Raw genomic sequence first — 21,995 nt, 5'->3', positions numbered from 1 at the left:
CCATAGAATGGGAACACACCGTCGATAGAAGGATCGATCCCATGGCCGTCGCACCGCTGGAGCTCACCACCACCTCGGTGGTCGACAAGCTCGCCGTCGTGCACGACCTGCTGTCCTCCATCGACACCGACGACTACGCGCGCCTCTCCCCCGACGACCAGCGCTCGAGCGCACGGTCCCTGGCTCGGTTGAAGGCCCGGGTCGCGGCGCACGAGCTGGCGGCGGTCGCCGCAGTGGAGTCCGCCGGCACCGCTCGGCGGGAGGGAGCGGCCTCGACCGGGTCGCTGCTGGCCGGTGACTTCGGTGGTGACCGTCGCGGGGCCGATGGACTGGTCCGTCAGGCCAAGAGGATCCAGACCGCGCCTGTCTCCCACGCCGCGCAAGCGGCCGGTGAGCTGACGGCCAAGCAGGCGACCGTCATCGGCAAGGCCCTCGACCTCCTGCCCGACGAGACCGACGATTCCGTCCGTCGTTCCTGCGAGGCCCAGCTCGTCGCCGACGCACCCCGCCTCGACCTGCCCCGACTCACCCGCCTGGCCGACCGGGTCATCGGGTCCCACCTGGCCTGCTCCGACGACCCCGAAGCGCTCGACGCGGCCGAGGACGACATCGTCGCCGAACGCGAACGACGCGCCTGGAACGCCTCCTCGTTCTGGATGAGCCCGCCAACGGCCGATGGTCTGGTCAAGGGCGGCTTCACCATCCCCGAAGCACAGGCCGCGCACCTGCGCGTCGCCCTCGACGCGCTCTGCGCACCACAGGTCGAGATCACCGCCCCCGGACACGTGTCCCGACGCACCGGCGAGGTCCTGCTCGACGAACGCCCCGACCACTCCCGCCGCCAGGGATGGGCCTTCGCCCACCTGTGCGAGCTGCTACCGGTCGACCGGCTCCCCCAGACCAACAACCTCGGCCCCGTCCTGACCGTGAACATGGACCTCGACGTCCTGTCCGGTCGACTCAAGGTCGCCAACGCCTCCACCGGCGAACGTCTCTCCGCCGGACAAGCCCGCCGCATGGCCTGCGAACATCGACTCCTGCCCGCCGTCTTCGACGGCGACTCCCTGCCCCTCGACCTCGGCCGGAGCCGGCGCCTCTTCTCACTCCATCAACGCAGGGCCCTGGAGATGAGAGACCACGGCTGCGTCTTCCCCCAATGCGACCGGCCGCCCGGATGGTGCGTCGTGCACCACGCCAACGAGCACTGGGCCGCAGGCGGCACCACCAACCTGACCGACGGCGTCCTGCTCTGCCCCCACCACCACCGCACCCTCCACGCCGACGGCTGGCACGTCCGCTTCACCCACGACCACGTCCCCGAGCTCATCCCCCCAGCCCACCTCGACCCCCACCGACGACCCCGACGACACCAACGCTTCCGAGAACCCACCCACACCTGACGGGAGAGCTCTGCCGTCAGGCGCCGGGACCGCGCCGGTGGTCGGTCCCTGGTGCAGCAGGGGTGTCGAGCTGCTCGCCGAGCTGCCAACGGGCAAGCTCCTGCTCATACTGCTCGAGCGACGTGGGCGTGCCCAGGAGGATCCGCTGGCACGGTGAGCCGGCGGCTGCCCGCAGCTGTCGCTCGATCAGGATCGGCGGCCCCGGGAGGTAGGCCTGCGGGATCGGCACGCCACCGCCCCGGACGGCATCGGTCGGGTCGCCATGGTGCCAGCCACGTCTGTCGTGCTGCAGCTGCGCCGTCCTGAGCAGACCGAGCGGCTCGTAGGGAGGAGTGAGCTCGAGGTCGTCCCACCGGACGCTGGTCGTGCTCGAGCCCCACACGTGCTCCAGGCCGTGCGGCGTGAGGTAGAGGCCGCCGGCGGTGACGTCGCGCCGCAGGAACGGCAGCGCCATCCAGAGGCCGAGGACCGCCAGGAGCCCGGCCGTGACGAAGGCCCAGGAGTGCCCGCCGACGACGGCCGCGGTCACCTCACCGGCGGCCGCCGCCCCGATGACCACCTGCAGGGAGACCGGGCGCACCATCGCCGCACCGGAGCGGATCCACGCCGTCGCCTGCTCCCCACTCGGCGAGACGGTGAGCACAGGACCGGAGAAAGATCGCGGGAACCACCACCAGCGCGCCACCGCCTCCGCGAGCAGCGCCCACGCACTGAGCGCCGCGAGCCCGAAGCACAGGCTGATCAGCGGCCACCCCATGGCCACGAGATCGATCCACGCAGCCGTGAGCAAGGCGCCGAAGGCCGTCGTCACGACCATGAGCAGAACGGCCCGCCAGGTACGACCGCGATCGAGCACCCGGCGGACGAGGCCGGGGCCGTTCCTCGCGCCCCACGCCGACGCGGCGACGTAGGGCCCCAGCGGCGGCACGCTCATCGCAGCGCATCCACGATCCGTCGCACACCCTCGTCGAGGAGCTCCGGTGTGGTGCCGTAGTTGAGGCGGGCGTGGCCCGCTCCTCCGGTCCCGAAGGTCGGACCGCTCGCGAGCGCGACCCGAGCCGAGGCCAGCAGCTCCTCGGCCGGGTCGTCACCGAGGCCGACCGCACGGAAGTCGAGCCAGCCGAGGTACGTCCCGGGGCCGAGCAGCGCGCCGACCTCCGGCAGGTCCCGAGCCAGCGACGCCTGGAGGCGCTCCCGGTTGGCCCCGATGTCGGCGACGACGGCGTCCAACCAGTCCCGACCGTCCGTCATTGCCGCGACATGGGCGATGGTGCCGAGGTGGCTGGGACCGTGGGAGACGAGGTAGGACAGCGACGCGAGCTCGGCGCCCGTGGCGGCACCACCGACGAGCAGGCCCGACTTCAGGCCGGCCAGGTTCCACGCCTTCGACGCCGAGACCACGGCGTACGCGTCGTCGGTCCCGACGACGGACAGGTACGGGACGAACCCCTCCGCCACCAGCGGCGCGTGGATCTCGTCGACCACGACCCGCACCGTGTGCTCGGCGGCCAGGCGCGCGACCGTCGCCAGCTCGTCTGCGGAGTGCACCGTGCCGCCCGGGTTGTGCGGGCTGCACAGCAGGTAGGCGACGCTGCGGCCGCCGAACGCCGCCCGCTCGAAGGTCTCGCCGAGCTCCACGAGGTCGAGCCGCCCGTCGGCGCCGAGCGGCACCTCCACGAGGGACCGGCCGGTGGTCCGGATCGTCTCGGCGAACGGCGGGTAGACGGGCGGGTCGATGACCACGACGTCACCGGGCGAGGTGACGGTCTCGATCGCGACGGCCACCCCGGTCATCACGTCGGCGACGGGCGCCGTCTGCTCGACGGGGACGTCGAGGCCCCACCGCGAGCGCGCGAGGTCCGTCCAGGCCTCGGCGTAGACAGGGTCCAGGGACGGGTAGCCGGTGTCACCGTCGCGCACCGCCTTCTCGACGGCCTCGACGACCGCCGGCGCGGCGGGCACGTCCATCTCGGCCACGAACATCGGCAGCACGTCGTCGCCGTGGGTGCGCCACTTGACGCTGGTGCGTCGCCGCAGGTCGGCGAGCCCGAGCTCGCGGAGGGGATGCATGGGACGAGTCTCGGTCAGCGCCGGGCACCCGTCCAGCCGGCCACGTCCCGAACGCGCACGGGCCCGGACACCCTCGGCGTCCGGGCCCGTGCGTGCGAGCAGTGGGCTCAGGAGATCGTTCCCGACCCCTCGGCCTCGACGCGGTCGTCGTGCAGGAGGTCGCCCTGGGCGTCCACCGGCGTCATGGTCGCCTCGATGGTGAGCGGCGACCCGGCCTGGTAGAGGAAGTTCTCCGAGACCGAGAAGCTCTCACCGGTGCCGAGGGTGTAGACCGGCGGGTCGGCGGCCTCGCCGGCGGCGACGCCGGAGGTGAAGAGCCCGAGCGACTCGTACTGCTCGAGGTCGGTCGTGCCGTCCATGCCCTGCAGGTAGGGCCAGTCGTCGTAGCGGGCGTCGAAGGAGACCAGCGACGACCCGAGGTCGATGGGGTCACCGGTGTTCGTGACGACGTACTGGACGTAGACGATCTCGTCGCCCTCGGAGATGATCGGCTCGTTGTCCTCCGGGTCGACGAAGTTGCCGGTGCGGGTGGCGGTCTCGGTGCCCATCTGGCGGGCCTCGACCGTCAGGTCGCCGAGCTCGAAGGTGGCGATGACCTCGCCTCCCTCGGCGATGGGGTTGGCCCACGCGGGCTGCCCCTCGACGGCGACGGGCTCCTCCTCGGTCTCCTCGACCTCCGACGTGGCGGCGGCCGTGGGCTCCTCCTCGTCCGCCTCTCCCGAGCAGGCGGTGAGTCCGAGGGCGACCACGAGGCCGGCCACGACGGCTCCGGCGCGATGATGCTGACGACGCATGATGTCCTCTCGACGGGCCGGACCCCTGGACGCGTCCGGCATCGGCAGAACGCTACCGATCCCGGGCGGGGAGCCGCAAAGCCACCGTCCGGCTGCCGGTCAGTCCGCCGGCGGGGCGGGCGGCCGCGAGATGGACAGCATCGTGTCGCTGAACAGGTCGATGTCGTCGTCGCGGGAGCGGCCGCTGCCACCGCCCCCGAGGAGGGAGAACAGCTCGGCGACGGCACGGTCGACGCGGGCGGCGAGCGCATCCTTGCCCTCGGCGCCCCAGTCGTGGGGTGAGGCGAAGATGCCTGTGGGCACGGCGACGGCCTGCAGGTAGGCCACGAGCGGGCGCATGGCGAGCTCGATCATGAGCGAGTGGCGCGCCGTGCCGCCGGTCGCGCCGAGCAGGACGGGCTTGCCGACGAGCGCATCGGGCTCGAGGGCGTCGACGAAGGACTTGAACAGCCCGCTGTAGGAGGCCTGCAGGACCGGGGTCACGAGGACGATCGCGTCGGCGGCGCCGACGGAGTCGATGACGTGCTGGAGTCGCGGCGGCGCGAAGCCGGTGAGCGTCGCGTCGACCACCTCGTGCGCGAGGGGGCGCAGCTCGACGATCTCGACCGACGCGGACGCGTCGGCGCGCAGCAGTCCTGCCTCGACCTGGTCGGCGAGCAGCCGGGTGGTCGAGGGCGAGCCGAGCCCGCCGGAGACGATGACGACGCGGCTCACGGGCGCGTGTCGCTTCCGACCGTGGCCTGCGCGCGGGCCGCGACGCGGGAGGCGTGGGTGGGTGCGTCGGGGATGCCGGCCGGTCGCCGAGCGGCGAACTCCTTGCGCAGCGTGGGCAGGACCTCGCCGATCATGTCGATCTGCTCCAGCACGACCTTCTGCGGCAGGCCGGCGTGGTCGACGAGGAAGAGCTGACGCTGGTAGTCACCGAAGAAGTCGGCGAACGTGAGGGTCTTCTCGATGAACTCCTGCGGGCTGCCGACGGTCAGCGGCGTCTGCGCGGTGAAGTCCTCCAGGCTCGGGCCGTGGCCGTAGACGGGCGCGTTGTCGAAGTAGGGCCGGAACTCCCGCACGGCGTCCTGACTGTTCTTGCGCATGAACACCTGGCCGCCGAGCCCGACGATCGCCTGCTCGGGGGTGCCGTGGCCGTAGTGCTCGTAGCGCTGGCGGTAGAAGCCGATCAGCCGCTGGTAGTGCTCCTTGGGCCAGAAGATGTTGTTCGCGAAGTACCCGTCGCCGTAGAAGGCGGCCAGCTCGGCGACCTCCGGCGTGCGGATGGAGGCGTGCCAGACCATGGGCGGGACGTCGTCGAGCGGACGCGGGGTGGCGGTGAAGGCCCGCAGCGGTGTGCGGAACCGTCCTTCCCAGTTGACGACGTCCTCGTCCCAGAGCCGTCGCAGCAGCTGGTAGTTCTCGACGGTCAGCTCGACGGCCTTCGTGGGGTCCTTGCCGAACCAGGAGTAGACGGGGGCGGAGTTGCCTCGCCCGAGCATGAGGTCGACGCGGCCGTCGGACAGGTGCTGCAGGACGGCGTAGTCCTCGGCCAGCCGGACCGGGTCGTTGGTGGTGATCTGCGCGATGGCGGTGGAGAAGACGATGCGCTCGGTCTGCGCGGCCATGTACGCCATGAGCGTGGTGGGCGACGTCGTGACGAACGGCGGGTTGTGCTGCTGGCCGCTGGCGAAGACGTCGAGGCCGACCTCCTCGGTCTTCTTGGCGATCTCGACGAGCGCCTTGATCCGGGCGTTCTCCGAGGGCGTCGTCGCGCCCGTCGGGTCCTGCGTGACGTCCCCGACGGTGAAGATGCCGAACTGCATCCCTGCGGGGGCGAGGTCCTGGCCGGTGGTGTCGTCCATGGCGTTCATGGTGGTCTCCCTTGGTCGTCTGCGCAGCATAACAAGTTGAATCTTCAACTTGTTATGTCGCTCGAGTCGCCTCGCGCGTCACACTCGACGGTCGCCGAAGAACTCGCGCAGCACCACCGAGGACTCCTCGGCCAGCACCCCGGCGAGCACCTGCGGCCGGTGGTTGAGCCGACGGTCGCGCACGACGTCCCACAGCGAGCCGACCGCGCCGGCCTTCTCGTCCCACGCCCCGAGCACGAGCCGCTCGATGCGGGCGCCCACGATCGCTCCGGCGCACATGGTGCACGGCTCCAAGGTGACGACGAGGGTGCAGCCGTCGAGTCGCCACGTGCCGAGCCGTTCGGCGGCTGCGCGCAGGGCGACGACCTCCGCGTGCCCCGTGGGGTCGCCGTCTCGCTCGCGCACGTTGCGTCCCTCGCCGACCACGTGCCCGTCGGCGTCGAGGACGACCGCACCGACCGGGACGTCGGCATCCACGACGGCCTCGCGTGCCAGCTCCAACGCGCGCCGCATCGCTCCTTCGTCGGACAGGGTCTCGGCCATGGGGCGATTCTCCCGCACCGGCGCGGAACCACCACGCTCCGGCGCGCACTAGGCTCGCCCCATGCACGTGCACGTCGCCGACCACCCGCTCATCTCCCACAAGCTCACGGTGCTGCGCGACGCGTCCACCGACTCCCCCACCTTCCGCCGCCTGGCCGAGGAGCTCGTGACCCTGCTCGCCTACGAGGCGACCCGCGACGTCCGCGTCGAGCCGGTCACGGTGACGACACCCGTCGCCCAGGCCGAGGGCGTCCGCCTGTCGAGCCCCCGTCCACTCGTCGTGCCCATCCTGCGCGCCGGCCTCGGGATGCTGGAGGGCATGCAGCGCCTGCTGCCGACGGCCGAGGTCGGGTTCCTCGGCATGATCCGCAACGAGGAGACGCTCGTCGCCGAGACCTACGCCGAGCGGTTGCCCGACGACCTGTCCGGACGCCAGTGCTACGTCCTCGACCCGATGCTCGCGACCGGCGGCACCCTCGTCGACGCGATCGACTTCCTCGTGCGTCGCGGCGCCGACCACATCACGGCGGTCACCCTGCTCGCCGCACCCGAGGGCGTGAAGCACGTGGAGGAGCAGCTGGCCGACGTCGACGTGCCCGTCACGCTCGTGACGGCCGGGCTCGACGAGCGCCTCGACGAGAACGGCTACATCGTCCCGGGTCTCGGCGACGCGGGCGACCGCCTCTACGGCGTCGCGGACTGACCCGGGCGCACCGGCGCGAGCCCTGCGGATCCGCACGGCTCGGGCAGGATGGCTAGGTGCACGACGAGACGGTCCACCCGGCGCCGACGTCCCGACCGGCTCCCGGCGGCGACGTCGGACGCAGCGATCCTGACGGTCCCCGACCGGACCGCTGGCGCATCCTCGCGGTGACGCTGCTCGTCGGCTTCATGTCGCTGCTCGACGTCACGATCGTCAACGTCGCCGTGCCGTCCATCCAGGACGGACTGTCGGCCAGGCCCTCGACCGTGCAGTGGGTCGTCTCCGGGTACGCGCTCGCCTTCGGCCTGACGCTCGTGGCCGGCGGACGACTCGGCGACGCCTACGGCAGACGCCGGCTCATGCTGCTCGGGCTGAGCGGCTTCGTGCTGTCGAGTGCCGCGGCCGGCCTCGCCCCGAACGCCGAGCTGCTCATCGTCGCCCGACTGCTGCAGGGCGCCAGCGCCGGACTGCTCACGCCGCAGAGCTCGGGTCTGATCCAACAGCTGTTCAGCGGCGCCGAGCGGGGCAGGGCCTTCGGCTACTTCGGCCTGACGGTCTCCATCGCCTCGGCGATCGGACCCCTGGTCGGTGGGCTCGTCATCGGCGCCGCCGGACCCGACGTCGGGTGGCGGCTGCTCTTCCTGGTCAACGTCCCGATCGGCGCCGCCGCCCTCGTCGCGATCGCCCGCATGGTGCCCGGACGCGAGCACGACGCCCGGCGCGAGCACATCGACGCCACCGGTGCCCTGCTGCTCGGCGCCGCCGTGCTCTTCCTGCTCTACCCGGTCGTGAGCATCGAGGCCGGCGCGCGGCTCCCGCTGCTGCTCCTGCCCCTGGCGCCGCTGACCGCCTGGGCCTTCGTCGCGTGGGAACGTCGCGTGATCGGCCGAGGCCGGGCGCCCCTGCTCGACCTCGCGCTCCTGCGCCGTCTGCCCGGCTACGCCAACGGCCTGGCCGTGGGCACGCTGTACTTCAGCAGCTTCACGGGTGTCTTCCTCGCCGCGTCGGTGTGGTTGCAGACGTCCCGTGACGTCACGGCGCTGCAGACCGGCCTGATCCTCACGCCGTTCGCGGTGGGCTCGGCCATCACCTCGCCCATCGCCGGACGACTCGTGAGCCGCATCGGCCGACCGCTGACGGCGTGGGCGCTCGCCGTCACGATGGCGAGCCTCGGCTGCGCGGCGCTCGTCGGCCCGGCCACCGCCACCGACGACCTGTGGTGGTCGCTCTCGCCGTTCCTCCTGCTGGCCGGCATGGGCGGCGGCGCGGTCGTCGCTCCCAACTTCACCCTGACACTGGCGGAGGTGCCGCCGGTCCTGGGCGGAGCGGCCGGCGGGGCGCTGCAGACCGGCCAGCGCATCGGCTCGGCCCTCGGCGCGGCACTGCTGATGACCGTCTACCAGGTGGCCGCGAGTGCCGCGGACGGCGACACCGGCTTCCGGCTCGCGCTGGCTGCTGCCATCGTCATCATGAGCACGGCCCTCGTGGCGGCGCTGGTGGCGGTGCGCACCGCGCGACGGGCGGCACCTGCAGGACCACGCCCCGGCGCTTGAGGAGAACGCTTCCCAGGTAGCGTCCGTCGCATGGGTGTCGCGGACCGGACGATCCCCGTCGTCGCGCTCACCGGTGCCCTCGGCGCCGGCAAGACGACGGTGCTCAACCACCTGCTCGCCCACCGGGACGGGCGACGCCCCCGCCCCACGCGGCGCCCACGAGCCGGGTGGTCGCGCTCGGACCGGACCTGGACGCGCGGGCGGCGACGCACGTCCTGGACCGACTGCGGCGCGATGCCCGCGAGGAGGTCGCGCCGGCAGACTTCATGGGCGGGTGGCCCTGGGTGTCCGACGCCCTGAGACCGGACTGGGCGCGCACCGACGGGGCTGGCACCGACTGAGGTCGGGGTACCTCAGGCCGCGTGGTTGCAGGTGTCGCAGGAGCAGTCCTGGCACACGCAGTTGGCGCAGCTGTCCGTGCAGTTGGCGCACGAGCACACGTTGTGGTTGCACGTCGCGCACTCGCACGAGGAGCAGCTGCAGGTGGCGCAGCTGTCGGAGCAGTTCGCGCAGGAGCACACGGCGCACTCGTCGTAGTGGCCGTCGTGCTCGCGGTGCACGTGTCCGTCGTGCAGGTAGTCGACGTGGTCCTCGTGGACCACGGCCTCGTGGCCGCAGCCCGGGCCGTGGGTGTGGTCGTGCTTCTCGGCCTCGCGGTGGTCGATCACGGTCATGAGTGGTCCTCCTGGGTGTGCTGGAAGGCGTCGAGGAGCACGTGGGCCACGTGCTCATCGGTCAGGGAGTAGACGACCTCACGGCCACGCCGCTCGGTCCGCACCAGGTTCGCCGCCCTCAACAGGCGCAGGTGCTGGGAGACGAGCGGCTGCGACCGCCCGGTCCACTCCACGAGCTGACCGACGGTCTGCTCGCCCTGACAGAGCCGATGGATGATGCCGGCCCGCAGGGGGGTAGACATCGCATCGAAGAGCGCAGCGACGGCCTCGTACTGGCCGAGCACGCCCTCGTCACTCATAGACACATCCTCATATCACGATATCTGCATGTCAACTGGAACGAGAGAGGCCCTGGTCGCCTCGACCAGGGCCCTCCTCGAGCGCGTGTCAGCCCACGGGCACCGACACGGCGCGGACGATGTCCTCGACCCGCTCCTTGGCGTCGCCGAAGAGCATCTGGGTGTTCTCGCGGAAGAACAGCGGGTTCTGCACGCCCGCGTAGCCGACGGCCATCGAACGCTTGAAGACGATGACGTTCTCGGCGTTCCACACGTGCAGCACCGGCATGCCCGCGATGGGGCTCGAGGGGTCCTCGGCGGCCGCGGGGTTGACGGTGTCGTTGGCGCCGATCACCAGCACGACCGACGTGGAGTCGAAGTCGTCGTTGATCTCGTCGAGCTCGAGCACGATGTCGTAGGGCACCTTGGCCTCGGCCAGCAGGACGTTCATGTGCCCGGGCAGACGACCGGCGACCGGATGGATGCCGAAGCGGACGTCGACACCCTTGTCACGCAGGCTGCGCACGAGCTCGGCGACCGGGTACTGCGCCTGCGCGACGGCCATGCCGTAGCCGGGCGTGATGATGACGCTCGAGGCGTTGGTGAGGAGCTCGGCCACACCCTCGGCGTCGATCTCGCGGTGCTCACCGGTCTCGCCGTCGCCGGAGCTGGGCGCCTCGATGCCGAAGCCACCGGCGATGACGGAGATGAAGGAGCGGTTCATCGCCTGGCACATGATGTAGCTGAGGTAGGCACCGGAGGAGCCGACGAGCGCACCGACGACGATCAGCAGGTTGTTGTTCAGCAGGAAGCCCGCCGCGGCCGCGGCCCAGCCGGAGTAGCTGTTCAGCATCGAGACGACGACCGGCATGTCGCCACCGCCGATGGAGGCCACGAGGTGCCAGCCGAGGGCGAGCGACAGGACCGTGACGGCGACGAGCAGCCCGATGTGCGGGTTCACGATGAACACGACCGTCAGGACGAGGAAGCCGACGAGCGCGCCGAGGTTGAGCACGTTCTTGCCCGGGAGCATCAGCGGCGACGACTTCATGCGCGCGCTGAGCTTGAGGAAGGCGACGATCGAGCCGGTGAAGGTCACGCCGCCGATGAACACGCCGACGAACACCTCGCCGTTGTGGATGTTCTCCAGCGCCCGGGTCTCGAAGGCGCCGTGCTCGAGGTAGCCGTTCCATCCGACGAGCACCGCGGCGAGGCCGACGAAGGAGTGCAGCAGGGCGATGAGCTCGGGGATGCCGGTCATCTCCACGATGCGCGCACGCCACAGACCGATGGAGGCACCCAGCACGACGGCGACGACGAGCAGCAGCACACCGCGCGGCGGGGCACCGTCGACCGCGCGGACCACGGTGGCACCGAGCGCGAGGGTCATGCCGGCGATGCCGTACACGACGCCGGCGCGCGCGGAGGTGTGCTTCGAGAGCCCGGCGAGGCTCATGACGAACAGCAGCGCGGCGACGAGGTACGCCGCGTTCGTGGCGGCTTCGATGGTCATCGGCTCAGCCCTTCGCAGACGGGTCGGGGGCGAACATGGCGAGCATCCGTCGCGTCACGGCGAACCCGCCGAAGACGTTGATGCTGGCCACGAGGATCGCCACGAAGGCGATGATCTGGACCGACGTGGTCTCGGTGCCCACCTGCAGCAGCGCTCCGACCACGATGATCCCGGAGATGGCGTTCGTGACGCTCATGAGCGGCGTGTGCAGCGCGTGGTGGACCTTGCCGATGACGTAGTAGCCGATGACGATCGAGAGCATCAGCACGAAGAATCGTTCCGGCAACGGGTCCGGTGCGACGAACGTGATGAGGAACAGCAGGGCGATCGCGGCGCCGATGATGCCGAACCGCCGACGCGGCGAGGTCGGCGCCTTGGTCACCGGGGCGGCCGCGGGCTCGGCCTGGGCGGCCGGACCCGGCGCGGCCGAGACGCTCACCGGCGGGGGCGGCCACGTGGTCTCGCCGTCGCGGACGACGGTGATGGAGCGCTGCACGACGTCGTCGAAGTCGAGGACGACGTGCCCGTCCTTCTCCGGGGTCAGCAGCTTGAGCAGGTTGACGAGGTTCGTGCCGTACAGCTGGGAGGCCTGCGCGGGCAACCGGCTCGCGAGGTCGGTGTAGCCGATGATGGTCACGCCGTTGTCGGTCACGACCGCCTCGCCGGGCACCGATCCCTCGACGTTGCCGCCGTGGGCGGCGGCCATGTCGACGATGACGCTGCCGGGCTTCATCGAGGCGACGTCGGCTGCGGTGACCAGGCGCGGCGCCTGGCGGCCCGGGATGAGCGCGGTGGTGATGATGATGTCGACCTCGCGCGCCTGCTCGGAGTAGATCTCCGCGGCGCGCCGGTCGTAGTCGGCGGACGTCTCCTTGGCGTAGCCGTCGGAGCCCATCTCCGAGACGACGTCGACCGGCAGGTACTCGCCGCCGATGGAGGCCACCTGGTCCGCGACCTCGGGGCGCGGGTCCATGGCGCGCACGACCGCGCCGAGGCTGGAGGCCGCGCCGATCGCGGCGAGGCCGGCGACCCCGGCACCGGCGACGAGCACGGTGGCCGGCGGCACCTTGCCGGCCGCGGTGACCTGGCCGGTGAAGAAGCGCCCGAAGACGTGGGCGGCCTCGACGACGGCCCGGTAGCCGGCGATGTTCGCCATCGAGGACAGGACGTCCATCGACTGCGCGCGCGAGATGCGCGGGACGGCGTCCATCGCGAGCACGGTGACCGGTCGGGTGGCGAGCTGCTCGACGAGGTCGGGGTTGAGCCCGGGGTTGAGCAGGCTGACGAGCGTGGCGCCGTCGGCGAGCAGCCCGATCTCCTCGGTGCTCGGGGCGTTGACCTTCAGCACGACGTCGGCGGCCCAGGCGGTGTCGCGGTCGACGACCTGGGCGCCGGCGTCGGTGTAGGCCTCGTCGGGGAAGCTCGCCCGCGAGCCGGCACCGGACTGCACGAGCACCCGGTAGCCGAGGGCGACGATCTTGGTGACGGTGGCGGGCGTGGCGGCGACGCGCGCCTCGCCGGGGTGCGTCTCGTCGACGACACCGATGGTGGACCCGGTGACCGGGGCCTCATCCGCTCCTGCTCCCGGCAAGCTGTCCGGGGCTGCGATGGACTCGGTACTCATGCTCGCGAACAGTATCGGCCGGGTTCGGGGGCCGCCACTGTGTGAGACGCGTGTCTCACCATGTGTCGCCGGGCTCCGTCGCGCCTCCAGCGCCTACTCCTGCGACGCGGGATCGTCTCCCACCGTCTCGGGGTCTCGGCGCGACGCCGACCCCGCAGGCAGCACCCCGACGACCGCCACGCGGCGACCGTCGACCTCCTCGACCACGAGGACCGCGTCGCCGGTGTCGACCTCGTCGCCCGGGCGGGGCATCCGAGCCAGCTGGGCCACGATGTATCCCGCGACCGTCTCGTACGGCCCGTCCGGCACGACCACGCCGGTCGCCTCGGCGAAGTCCTCGATGTTGAGCCTGCCGTCCACGCGTCGTTCGACGCCCGTCGGGTCGCCGCGGTCGACGTCCGTGTCGTACTCGTCGCGGATCTCGCCGACCAGCTCCTCCACGAGGTCCTCCAGCGTGACGATCCCGTCGGTGCCGCCGTACTCGTCGACGACCACGGCGATGTGGGTGCCCTCGCGACGCATCGTCGTGATGGCCGGGAAGATCTGGTTCGTCGACGGCAGCAGGGCGATCGGGCGGACCAGGTCACCGACCGTCCGGCCGTCGGGCCGCGCCACCCCGTGGAGGTCGCGCAGGTGGACGAAGCCGATGATGCGGTCCACCTGGCCCTCCGCGACGGGGTAGCGCGAGTACGGCTGGTCCCGGACCGTCGCCAGGGCCTCGGAGACGCGGAGGTCGGCGTCGAGGAAGACCACCTCGGCCCGGTGCCTCATGACCTCCTTGACGGTCCGCTGAGCAGCCACGAACATCCCGGTGACGAAACGCCGCTCGTCCTCACCGAGGCCCTCGTGACCCGTCACGAGGTCGCGGAACTCCTCGTCGCTCATCTCCTCGTTCTTCGCCGAGGGGTCGCCGCCGAGCAGCCGCACGACGGCGTTCGTCGAAACCGACAGCAACCAGATCACGGGGCGCATCAGCGTGGCGAAGCGGTCCAGCGGCGGCCCCACGACGATCGCCACCTGGGCCGACTTCTGCAGCGCGAAGCGCTTGGGGACGAGCTCGCCCAGGATCAACGACAGGTAGGCGATGAACAGCGTCAGACCGACGAGGGCGACGTTCTCGGCCAACCCCTGGCCCAACCCGAGGTCGACGAGCGTCGGGACGAAGTCCGGGGCCAGCGTCGACGCGCCGTAGGCCGCGGACAGGAAGCCGGCCACGGTGACGCCGATCTGGACCGCCGCCAGGAAACGGTTGGGGTTGCGGGCCACCGCTGCGACGCGGGCGCCGCGCTGGCTCTGCTGCGCCATCCGATCGATCTGGGACTCACGTAGCGAGACCAGCGCCAGCTCGGTCGCGGCGAACACCCCGCCGACGAGGACGAACGACAGCACGAGCGCGAAGTTCAGCAGGGTCTGTTGATCCACTCCTGGATCGTACGGGGCCTTCGTCGACGTTCAGGGTGACGTCGTCGTCACGGCGAGGTACGCTTGCCCTGCGCTGACAGCGCTGGAATCCGCACCGGGTGACTCGGTGGGCTCGGACCCGTGCTCGTCAGCCGGCACGCATGGCGGTCACCTCCGGACCCGGCGAAGCGGTCCGGTCGAGGGGGGACCTGCCGGTCCTCGCCCCCTCCCCACCGGCGGCCGGACCGGCTCGGGCATCCGCCCGTCGACCACGTCCAGGGCATGCGTGCATCCCGAAGGAGGAGCCTGTGGCCACACGAGGCCAGCGCCAGTCCGGTACCCGCCCGACCTCGAACCGCAACGGATCGCGGGGCCGTCGATCGACCAAGCACACCGACAACGTCGGTCTGCTGCCCGTGCTCGCCAAGGCGGTCCGCGAGGTCGAGAACGCCGTGCGCCGACCCGGTCCGGTGCCGATCACCATCCGCTCGCGCTTCCAGGCGATCGGCCTGCTGGTCCGCGAGGAGCGTCAGCGCCTGAAGGTCGACCCCGAGATCAGCGAGCAGCAGCGTGGCGAGCAGCTCAAGCGCCTCGACGGCATCGCGACGATCCTGGCCCAGTCGGCGGCCCGCGACTCCACGCTCTTCACCCTGCTCGAGCCCGACGCCGTCGTCAGCGACGACACGCACCTCCTCAAGCGCGAGATGCTCACTGCCGCCGGCATGCCCGTCGAGGCCCCGGTCGAGCCCGACGCCGAGGGCGAGACGCCGGCGCCGACCACCGACCGTCGCGTCATCCCCCAGGCGGTCGTCTCCCGGCAGCTGGCCAACCCGTTCCTGGCCCCCGACTTCTCGGCCGTCGCCGACCTCAAGCGGCCCACGACCAACCGCCTCTCGACGTGGGAGCTCATCGGTCCGCTGCTGTCGGCCTTCGAGCGCGTCGCCGAGGGAGCGAGCGCCTGCATGGCGCTGCCCGAGCCCACGACCCTGCAGTTCGGCAAGGGGCCCGAGCTCATGAAGCACCAGGCGCAGGTCGTCGAGGCCGCCGGGTCCGGCCACCGCACCTTCCTGCTCGCTGACGAGCCCGGGCTCGGCAAGACCGCCCAGTCGCTGCTGGCGGCCGAGGCGGCCGACGCGTTCCCGCTGCTCGTCGTCGTCCCGAACGTGGTCAAGACGAACTGGGCGCGCGAGGTCGAGCTGTGGACCCCGCACCGCCCGGTCACCGTGATCCAGGGCGACGGCGACGACATCGACGGGTTCGCCGACATCGTCGTCGTCAACTACGAGATCCTCGACCGCCACGTCGGCTGGCTCGGTCAGTTCGGCTTCCGCGGCATGGTGCTCGACGAGGCGCACTTCATCAAGAACACCGGCTCGCAGCGCTCGCGGCACGTGCTCACGCTGTCCGAGCGCATCCGCGCGCGCCACCCGCGTCCGCTGCTCATGGCACTCACCGGGACGCCGCTCATCAACGACATCGAGGACTTCCGCGCCATCTGGCGCTTCCTCGGCTGGATCGGGGAGAAGGCACCGGAGCCGGTGCTGATGGCCGCGCTGGAGGAGACCGGGCTCACCCCCCTCGACGCCGGCTTCTACCCAGCGGCACGCCAGAGCGTGATCGACCTCGGCATCGTGCGCCGGCGCAAGGTCGACGTCGCGGCCGACATCCCGGCGCGACGCATCGCCGACCTGCCGGTCGAGCTCGACGACGACGAGGGGCGCTCCATCCGCGCGTCCGAGCGCGACCTCGCCAACCGTCTGCTCGCGCGCTACCAGCGTGCGCTCGTCGCTCGCCAGGAGGCGGGCTACGCGGTCGAGGGCATCGACCACGACCTCGTGCGCAAGGTGGCCCAGTGGGAGAGCGAGGAGACCGCCGAGAAGACCGGCGAGAACGTCTTCTCGATGGTGCGTCGCATCGGCCGCGCCAAGGCCGGCCTCGCGGCGGACTACACCGCCCAGCTGGCGCGCAGCGTCGGCAAGGTCGTGTTCTTCGCCAAGCACGTCGACGTGATGGACGCCGCCGAGGAGACGTTCGCCAAGCGGGGCCTGCGCTCGGTCTCGATCCGCGGCGACCAGACCCCGGCGGCACGCAAGAAGGCCATCGACGCGTTCGTCAACGATCCCGAGGTCGAGGTCGTGGTGTGTTCCCTCACGGCCGCCGGCGTCGGGCTCAACCTGCAGGTGGCCTCGAACGTCGTGCTCGCCGAGCTGTCGTGGACCGACGCCGAGCAGATGCAGGCCATCGACCGCGTGCACCGCATCGGCCAGACCGATCCCGTCACTGCCTGGCGCATCATCGCGGCCCAGACGATCGACACCACGATCGTCGAGCTGATCGACTCCAAGGCGGGGCTGGCCGCGCGCGCTCTCGACGGCGCCGAGGAGGATCCGCAGACGCAGACCGACGTGCAGGTCGAGGCCCTGGCCCGGCTGCTCACCCAGGCGCTCGAGCGCCTCTGAGCCGCGCCACGCCGCGCACCCGCGGACATGGAACAACCCCGCATGGTCTCGGGGGGTGAACCATGCGGGGTTGTGACACCCACGCTAACAACAGGTGCGCGGGTACGCCAGTGGCTACGGCGGATTCGTCGCTCTCGACGGAGTGAGGTGCGCCACGTCGGCGCGTCCGGTCCGGCCGGCCGGACCGGTCAGCGCCAGCTGAGCGAGCCGGGATCGCCGACGCGTCCCGGCTGCAGGAACTCCCCGAGCCCGCGGCAGGTGGCCTGCGCGTGCTCGGAGACCGCACGCTCGACGGCGGGTCCGGGCACGGGTGTCAGGACGTCGACCGCGTAGTCGATGCGGGTCTCGGTGGCCGACTCCGGCGACAGGGTGAGGGTCTCGAAGATCGAGGCCGCGAGGGACTCGGTGCGCAGGCCGAACACGCGCTCGTGCTCGAGCTCGGTGATGCACAGCGTGGCACCGATCGGCCGCCCGAGCATGCGCACCATGCTGCTGACCTCGTCCCCGGCACTCAGCGTGGTGAGGTCGCGGACGTCGCAGCCGTCGACCGCGTTCCACGCCGCGAGGCTGCGGGCGTCGAGCAGCGCGGCCCAGGCCCACGGTCGTGGCACCGGGGCCACGATGGAGCAGCCCTGAGCGAACATGCCTCGATTCTACGGAGATCCCCCGTCTTCGCAGGGAGTCTTCGCAGGGGGTCCGGCCAGGGGGTCCGGCCAGCGGGTGCGGCCAGGGGTCGTGCAGCGTCAGTCGTCGGCGTCGGGGTCCATCACGGCGACGATCTCGGACAGGAAGCGGGTGATGGTCTCGCGCTCGTGCTCGTCGAGCCGCCCCATGATGGGCGCCATCCGCAGCGCGAGCGGCCCGAAGATCGCGAAACCCGTGGCACGCGCCGCATCGGTGACGGTGAGCACGGTGCGACGGCGGTCGACCGGGTGCGTGGAGCGCTCGACGTGGCCGGCCGCGACGAGCCGGTCGAGCAGGGCCGTCGTGGCCGGCGCGCTGAGGCCGACGGCCGTGGCGAGCTCGCCCGGGCTCATGGCGTGGCCCTGCTCCTCGGCGTCCATGAGGTGGGCGAGCGCGTGCAGGTGGGTGCGATGCACTCCCTCGCGGCGGCCCCGCGACTCCACCCACTGGTCCGTGCGGGTAGTGAGCTCGCGCAGCAGGTGGATCAGGGGGTCGTGTTGCCGCGTCACGATGACGAGTATACATTTCGATCATGGAATCGTTCGACGATGGAACCAATCGGTATCGGGCTCCGGCTCTCCTGCGGCCGGCCGTCGCACTCGTCGGCCCCCGCCGGTCCTGGCTGGCCGTGCTGCTGGCCGTCGTCGTGGCCGGACTGTCCTTGACTCTGGCGCCGGAGCCGGCGACGAGCGACGACACCGCGTCGAACCTCCCGGCGAGCGCCGAGTCCGCGCGCGCCGACGACGCGCTGGCGGGCATCGCCGCCGCGCAGGACGCTCCGGCGATCGTCGTGCTCAGCCGCGACGGCGGGCCGCTGGAGCCCGCCGACCTCGAGGCCGCCGCGGACCGTGCTGCAGCGCTGGGCGACGTCGCGACCGGCGACGTCGCCGGCCCGATCCCCGCCGAGGACGGATCGGCCGCCCTGCTCGTGGTGCCCCTGCCCACCGACACGACCGACGCCGAGAACGCCGAGCTCGTCGACGCCGTACGCGCCGCAGCCGCTGACGACCTGCCGGAGGGACTGCGCGCGGACGTGACCGGGCCCCCGGCCTTCCAGGCCGACCTGGGAGCGGTGTTCGACGGCGCGGACACCAGGCTGCTGATCGTCACCGCCTCCGTCGTCGCCGTGCTGCTGCTCATCACCTACCGCAGCCCGTGGCTGTGGCTCGTCCCGCTCACCGTCATCGGCGTGGCCGACCGGACCGCGCTCGCCGCGGCGAACCTGTTCTCGTCGGTCACCGGGATCGGCGTCGACGGCGCGATCACCGGCATCACGTCGGTGCTGGTCTTCGGCGCCGGGACCAATTACGCCCTGCTGCTCATCGCCCGCTTCCGCGAGGAGCTGCGCCGCCACGACAGCCGCCACGACGCGATGCGCCGCGCCGTGGGCTCGGCAGGTCCGGCCATCCTCGCCTCCTCCGGCACCGTCATCGCCGCCCTCGCGGCCCTCGGTCTGGCGGACGCTCCGTTCGTGCAGGGCATCGGCTACGTGGGCGCGATCGGGCTGGCCGTCGCGGTCGCCTTCGCGCTGCTCGTCCTCCCCTCGGCGATGGTGCTGCCAGGCCGGTGGCTGTTCTGGCCGTTCGTCCCGCGACCGGGCCAGGACGACCCCAGCCGCAACGGCGCCTGGGCCCGGCTCGGGCGCCGGGTCGTGGCCCGACCGGCGATCGTCGCCGTCGTGAGCGCCGGGGTCCTGGCGGCGATGGCCCTGGCCGCCACCGGGCTGCAGACCGGCCTGTCGCAGACCGAGCAGTTCCGCGACGCCCCGGAGTCGGTTCTCGCGCAGGAGCGCCTCGCCGAGTCCTTCCCGGCCGGCTTCTCCTCCCCCACCCGGGTCGCCGTGGACTCCGCCTCCGCCGACGCCGTCGTCTCCCTCGTCGAGGACGAGGACCTCGGCACCGCCGAGGTCGCCGGCGTCGACGAGGAGAACGGCGTCAGCGAGGTCCAGGTGGTCCTGGACGCGGAGACGGGCAGCGCGGAGAGCCTCGACGTCGTCGAGCAGCTGCGCGCCGACCTCGACGCGATCGACACCGGCGCACTGGTGGGTGGCGAGGTGGCGCAGGACCTCGACTCGCGCGCCACGGCCGAGCGGGACCGCCTGGTGCTCATCCCCGTGGTGCTCGCGATCGTCCTGGCCGTGCTGCTCGTCCTGCTGCGCTCCGTCGTGGCAGCGATCGTGCTGGCGGGCACGACCGTCCTGTCCTACCTGTCCGCCCTCGGCGTCGGCTGGCTGGTGTTCCGCACCTGGCTGGACTTCCCCGCCGCCGACCTCAGCGTCCCGCTGCTGACGTTCATCTTCCTCGTCGCGCTCGGGGTGGACTACAACATCTTCTTGACCACCCGCGCCCGCGAGCACGTGCTCGAGCACGGCGACACCCGCGCCGGGATCGTCCACGCCCTGGCGGTGACGGGCGGGGTCATCACGAGCGCCGGCATCCTGCTCGCGGCGGTCTTCGCGGTGCTGGGGGTGCTGCCACTGCTCGTCCTGACCCAGGTGGGCGTGATCGTCGGGTTCGGCGTGCTGCTGGACACGACCGTCGTGCGCAGCATCCTCGTCCCCGCCCTGGTCGCCCTGCTGGGGGACCGGTTCTGGTGGCCGTCGCGGCTCGCCGCCTCGGGCCGGCACGCCGACGTCACCGCCTGAGTGCGGTCGCGCCGGCCGGTCGTAGGCTGCCCCTCATGATCGGGGGTCAGCCGTGGACGACGTGACCGTCGGCGTCCTCGCAGCGCTCGCCCTCGCCGCGTTCGCCGCGGGCTGGACCGACGCGGTCGTCGGTGGCGGAGGTCTCATCCAGCTGCCCGCCCTGCTGATCGCCTTCCCGCAGGCCGCCCCCGTGCAGCTGCTCGCGACGAACAAGGTCGGCTCGATCGCGGGGACCACGACGTCGAGCATCACCTACGCCCGCCGCATCCGGCTCGACCGACGCACGGTGCTGCCGCTCGCGGCGTCGGCGTTCGCGGGCTCGGTCGTCGGCGCCTTCATCGCCTCGGCGATCCCCCGCTCGGCGTTCGACCCGATCATCCTGGTCGTGCTGGTCCTCGTCGGCGCCTACACCGTGGCCCGCCCGGACCTCGGCAGCATCACGTCGCTGCGGCTCTCGGGGGGCAGGCACGTCGCGACGGCCGCCGCCATCGGGTTCGTCGTCGGCGTGTACGACGGTGCACTCGGCCCGGGCACGGGCTCGTTCTTCGTCGTGGCCCTCGTGGGCCTGCTCGGCTACGGCTTCCTCGACGGCAGCGCACGCGCCAAGGTGGCCAACCTGATGACCAACCTCGCGGCACTGGTCGTGTTCGTCCCGCAGGGTGCTGTCCTGTGGACGGTCGGCCTCGTGCTGGCGACGTTCAACGTGCTCGGCGGCTACGTCGGCGCCCGCACGGCGGTGGCGCGTGGCAGCCGGTTCATCCGGGTCGTGTTCCTCGTCGTCGTCGCCGCCCTCGCCCTGCGCATCGGGTACGGCCTCCTCACGTGAGGCCGCACCCGACGGCGAGGGGCCTCGACGTCAGGGCTTGATGACGTCGTGGTCGGTGTCGTAGGTCTCGCCGGTCAGCTTCGACTTGACGAGGCTCAGCACCGACGCCGTCCGGCCACCCGGTGAGTCCCAGTACTCGACGGACGCGACGTCGACGCGGATGAGCGAGGAGTTCTCGCCCTCCGGCCCCTCGGGCAGCCACGCCTCGGCGAACGTGGACCACAGCTCCTTGAGCTTGTCGAGGTCGTCGACGACCTCGGCCGTGCCGGTGAGCGCGACCCACGTGCCGGACCCGTGGAAGGTCAGCGCGACCTTCGGGTCGGTGCGGACGTCGCGGACGTGCTCGGTGTCGCGCGCGGTGATGAACCACAGCGTGGACCCGGCGTCGACCTGCTGGCGCGCCATGGGCACGCTGCGCAGCGTGCCGTCACCCTGGCGCGTGGTGAACATGGCGACGTGCAGGTCGTCCATCAGCGCGGTGAACTTCAGGGTGTCGTCGGTGGCGGTGTCGTCGGTCATCAGGAACTCCCTCCGACCCTGTCGTGCAGGGCTCGTGTCGGTCGGCGCGGACCGATCGGCCCGCGCCGACCAGTCAACGGGCCGGTCCCGGAGCCTGCACGTCGAGAGCGGGGGCCGGGCCGGGGTTCTCACCAGCTGGACGTGGTGATGCCCGGGAGCTCGCCGCGGTGGGCGGCGTCGCGGAACCGGATGCGGGACAGCCCCGCCTTGCCGACGTGCCCGCGCGGGCGGCCGTCGACCTGGTCACGGCGCCGCACCCGGCTGGGCGAGGAGTCACGCGGGAGCCTCGCGAGGGCGCGCGAGGCCGCCATCGGCTCCTCGAGCGGGAGGGACACGTCCTTGGACGCCGCCCTCAGGGCATCGCGCTGCTCGGCGTAGCGGGCCACGATCTCCTTGCGTCGCTCGTTGGCGACGATCTTGCTGCGCTTGGCCATGGCTGCTCCGGCCTGCG

General features: G+C 71.9%; 22 protein-coding genes and 1 pseudogene. 8 read left to right on the top strand and 15 right to left on the bottom strand.

The window, feature by feature from the left end; translation table 11 throughout:
- The first annotated feature begins 41 nt into the window (after positions 1-41).
- A complete protein-coding gene (locus ABD213_RS10945; protein WP_344328174.1) occupies positions 42-1,400 on the top strand; it encodes an HNH endonuclease signature motif containing protein in 1,359 nt (452 codons plus the stop codon).
- A 16-nt stretch (positions 1,401-1,416) separates the two neighbouring features.
- Here ABD213_RS10945 and ABD213_RS10940 read toward each other — a convergent pair whose 3' ends face one another.
- From ABD213_RS10940 to tadA, 6 genes are all read right to left on the bottom strand, one after another.
- Entirely contained in the window at positions 1,417-2,334 is a 918-nt protein-coding gene (locus tag ABD213_RS10940) for a hypothetical protein (protein ID WP_344328168.1), read from the bottom strand.
- On the bottom strand, positions 2,331-3,470 hold the full coding sequence (locus ABD213_RS10935) for a MalY/PatB family protein (protein WP_344328162.1): 1,140 nt from the start codon (positions 3,468-3,470) through the stop codon (positions 2,331-2,333). Before ABD213_RS10935 ends, ABD213_RS10940 begins: the two co-directional genes overlap by 4 nt.
- 107 nt (positions 3,471-3,577) lie before the next feature.
- Positions 3,578-4,306: a hypothetical protein gene (locus ABD213_RS10930; protein WP_344328159.1), complete on the bottom strand. Its 729-nt coding sequence runs from the start codon at positions 4,304-4,306 to the stop codon at positions 3,578-3,580.
- A gap of 57 nt (positions 4,307-4,363) precedes the next feature.
- Positions 4,364-4,978 (bottom strand): CE1759 family FMN reductase, encoded by a 615-nt coding sequence (locus ABD213_RS10925; RefSeq protein WP_344328153.1) that lies wholly within the window; start codon positions 4,976-4,978, stop codon positions 4,364-4,366.
- Complete coding sequence (locus ABD213_RS10920) at positions 4,975-6,075, bottom strand: LLM class flavin-dependent oxidoreductase (protein WP_344328322.1); 1,101 nt, start codon at positions 6,073-6,075, stop codon at positions 4,975-4,977. The genes ABD213_RS10925 and ABD213_RS10920 overlap by 4 nt, the downstream gene beginning before the upstream one ends.
- Before the next feature lie 126 nt (positions 6,076-6,201).
- Positions 6,202-6,666 carry a tRNA adenosine(34) deaminase TadA gene (gene tadA / locus ABD213_RS10915; RefSeq protein WP_344328150.1) on the bottom strand — a complete coding sequence of 155 codons (465 nt, stop codon included), beginning with the start codon at positions 6,664-6,666 and terminating at the stop codon, positions 6,202-6,204.
- A 61-nt stretch (positions 6,667-6,727) separates the two neighbouring features.
- On the opposite strand from tadA, the gene upp reads away from it, so the two are divergent.
- The 4 genes and pseudogenes from upp to ABD213_RS10895 all read left to right on the top strand — a co-directional run bounded on the left by upp (position 6,728) and on the right by ABD213_RS10895 (position 9,263).
- A complete protein-coding gene (gene upp / locus ABD213_RS10910; protein WP_344328146.1) occupies positions 6,728-7,369 on the top strand; it encodes a uracil phosphoribosyltransferase in 642 nt (213 codons plus the stop codon).
- Positions 7,370-7,425: 56 nt separating this feature from the next.
- Positions 7,426-8,922, top strand: a complete 1,497-nt coding sequence (locus ABD213_RS10905; protein ID WP_344328144.1) for an MFS transporter — start codon at positions 7,426-7,428, stop codon at positions 8,920-8,922.
- A gap of 30 nt (positions 8,923-8,952) precedes the next feature.
- A pseudogene (locus ABD213_RS10900) lies at positions 8,953-9,048 on the top strand (GTP-binding protein); the annotation flags it as partial.
- A 41-nt stretch (positions 9,049-9,089) separates the two neighbouring features.
- Positions 9,090-9,263, top strand: a complete 174-nt coding sequence (locus ABD213_RS10895; protein WP_344328331.1) for a hypothetical protein — start codon at positions 9,090-9,092, stop codon at positions 9,261-9,263.
- 12 nt (positions 9,264-9,275) lie between these two features.
- On the opposite strand, the gene ABD213_RS10890 is transcribed toward ABD213_RS10895, so the two are convergent.
- The 5 genes from ABD213_RS10890 to ABD213_RS10870 all read right to left on the bottom strand — a co-directional run bounded on the left by ABD213_RS10890 (position 9,276) and on the right by ABD213_RS10870 (position 14,433).
- Positions 9,276-9,596 (bottom strand): hypothetical protein, encoded by a 321-nt coding sequence (locus ABD213_RS10890; RefSeq protein WP_344328141.1) that lies wholly within the window; start codon positions 9,594-9,596, stop codon positions 9,276-9,278.
- The gene (locus tag ABD213_RS10885) at positions 9,593-9,895 is read right to left on the bottom strand and encodes an ArsR/SmtB family transcription factor (RefSeq protein WP_344328136.1); all 303 of its coding nucleotides are present in this window, start codon (positions 9,893-9,895) and stop codon (positions 9,593-9,595) included. The genes ABD213_RS10890 and ABD213_RS10885 overlap by 4 nt, the downstream gene beginning before the upstream one ends.
- Before the next feature lie 88 nt (positions 9,896-9,983).
- Positions 9,984-11,387: a Re/Si-specific NAD(P)(+) transhydrogenase subunit beta gene (gene pntB, locus ABD213_RS10880; protein WP_344328132.1), complete on the bottom strand. Its 1,404-nt coding sequence runs from the start codon at positions 11,385-11,387 to the stop codon at positions 9,984-9,986.
- Between the two features lie 4 nt (positions 11,388-11,391).
- Positions 11,392-13,011 (bottom strand): Re/Si-specific NAD(P)(+) transhydrogenase subunit alpha, encoded by a 1,620-nt coding sequence (locus ABD213_RS10875; protein WP_344328128.1) that lies wholly within the window; start codon positions 13,009-13,011, stop codon positions 11,392-11,394.
- Between the two features lie 93 nt (positions 13,012-13,104).
- On the bottom strand, positions 13,105-14,433 hold the full coding sequence (locus ABD213_RS10870) for a hemolysin family protein (protein ID WP_344328125.1): 1,329 nt from the start codon (positions 14,431-14,433) through the stop codon (positions 13,105-13,107).
- A gap of 287 nt (positions 14,434-14,720) precedes the next feature.
- Here ABD213_RS10870 and ABD213_RS10865 point away from each other — a divergent pair, with 287 nt between their 5' ends.
- Entirely contained in the window at positions 14,721-16,871 is a 2,151-nt protein-coding gene (locus tag ABD213_RS10865) for a DEAD/DEAH box helicase (RefSeq protein ID WP_344328122.1), read from the top strand.
- A 188-nt stretch (positions 16,872-17,059) separates the two neighbouring features.
- On the opposite strand, the gene ABD213_RS10860 is transcribed toward ABD213_RS10865, so the two are convergent.
- Both ABD213_RS10860 and ABD213_RS10855 read right to left on the bottom strand, forming a co-directional pair.
- Positions 17,060-17,515 carry an SRPBCC family protein gene (locus ABD213_RS10860; protein ID WP_344328117.1) on the bottom strand — a complete coding sequence of 152 codons (456 nt, stop codon included), beginning with the start codon at positions 17,513-17,515 and terminating at the stop codon, positions 17,060-17,062.
- A gap of 99 nt (positions 17,516-17,614) precedes the next feature.
- A complete protein-coding gene (locus ABD213_RS10855; protein ID WP_344328114.1) occupies positions 17,615-18,064 on the bottom strand; it encodes a MarR family winged helix-turn-helix transcriptional regulator in 450 nt (149 codons plus the stop codon).
- A gap of 23 nt (positions 18,065-18,087) precedes the next feature.
- Between ABD213_RS10855 and ABD213_RS10850 the strand changes: the two genes are divergently transcribed.
- Positions 18,088-20,199 carry an MMPL family transporter gene (locus tag ABD213_RS10850; protein WP_344328111.1) on the top strand — a complete coding sequence of 704 codons (2,112 nt, stop codon included), beginning with the start codon at positions 18,088-18,090 and terminating at the stop codon, positions 20,197-20,199.
- 52 nt (positions 20,200-20,251) lie between these two features.
- Positions 20,252-21,025, top strand: coding sequence for a TSUP family transporter (locus tag ABD213_RS10845; RefSeq protein WP_344328106.1), 774 nt, complete (start codon positions 20,252-20,254; stop codon positions 21,023-21,025).
- Between the two features lie 30 nt (positions 21,026-21,055).
- On the opposite strand, the gene ABD213_RS10840 is transcribed toward ABD213_RS10845, so the two are convergent.
- Together ABD213_RS10840 and rpsN are read right to left on the bottom strand one after the other, a co-directional pair.
- Positions 21,056-21,544 (bottom strand): pyridoxamine 5'-phosphate oxidase family protein, encoded by a 489-nt coding sequence (locus tag ABD213_RS10840; RefSeq protein WP_344328102.1) that lies wholly within the window; start codon positions 21,542-21,544, stop codon positions 21,056-21,058.
- A gap of 128 nt (positions 21,545-21,672) precedes the next feature.
- Positions 21,673-21,978, bottom strand: a complete 306-nt coding sequence (rpsN, locus tag ABD213_RS10835) for a 30S ribosomal protein S14 (RefSeq protein ID WP_344328099.1) — start codon at positions 21,976-21,978, stop codon at positions 21,673-21,675.
- Positions 21,979-21,995: the final 17 nt, after the last annotated feature.

Source organism: Aeromicrobium halocynthiae (assembly GCF_039531385.1).
Taxonomy (GTDB): Bacteria; Actinomycetota; Actinomycetes; order Propionibacteriales; family Nocardioidaceae; genus Aeromicrobium; species Aeromicrobium halocynthiae.
This window is presented reverse-complemented; position numbering and strand designations above follow the sequence as displayed.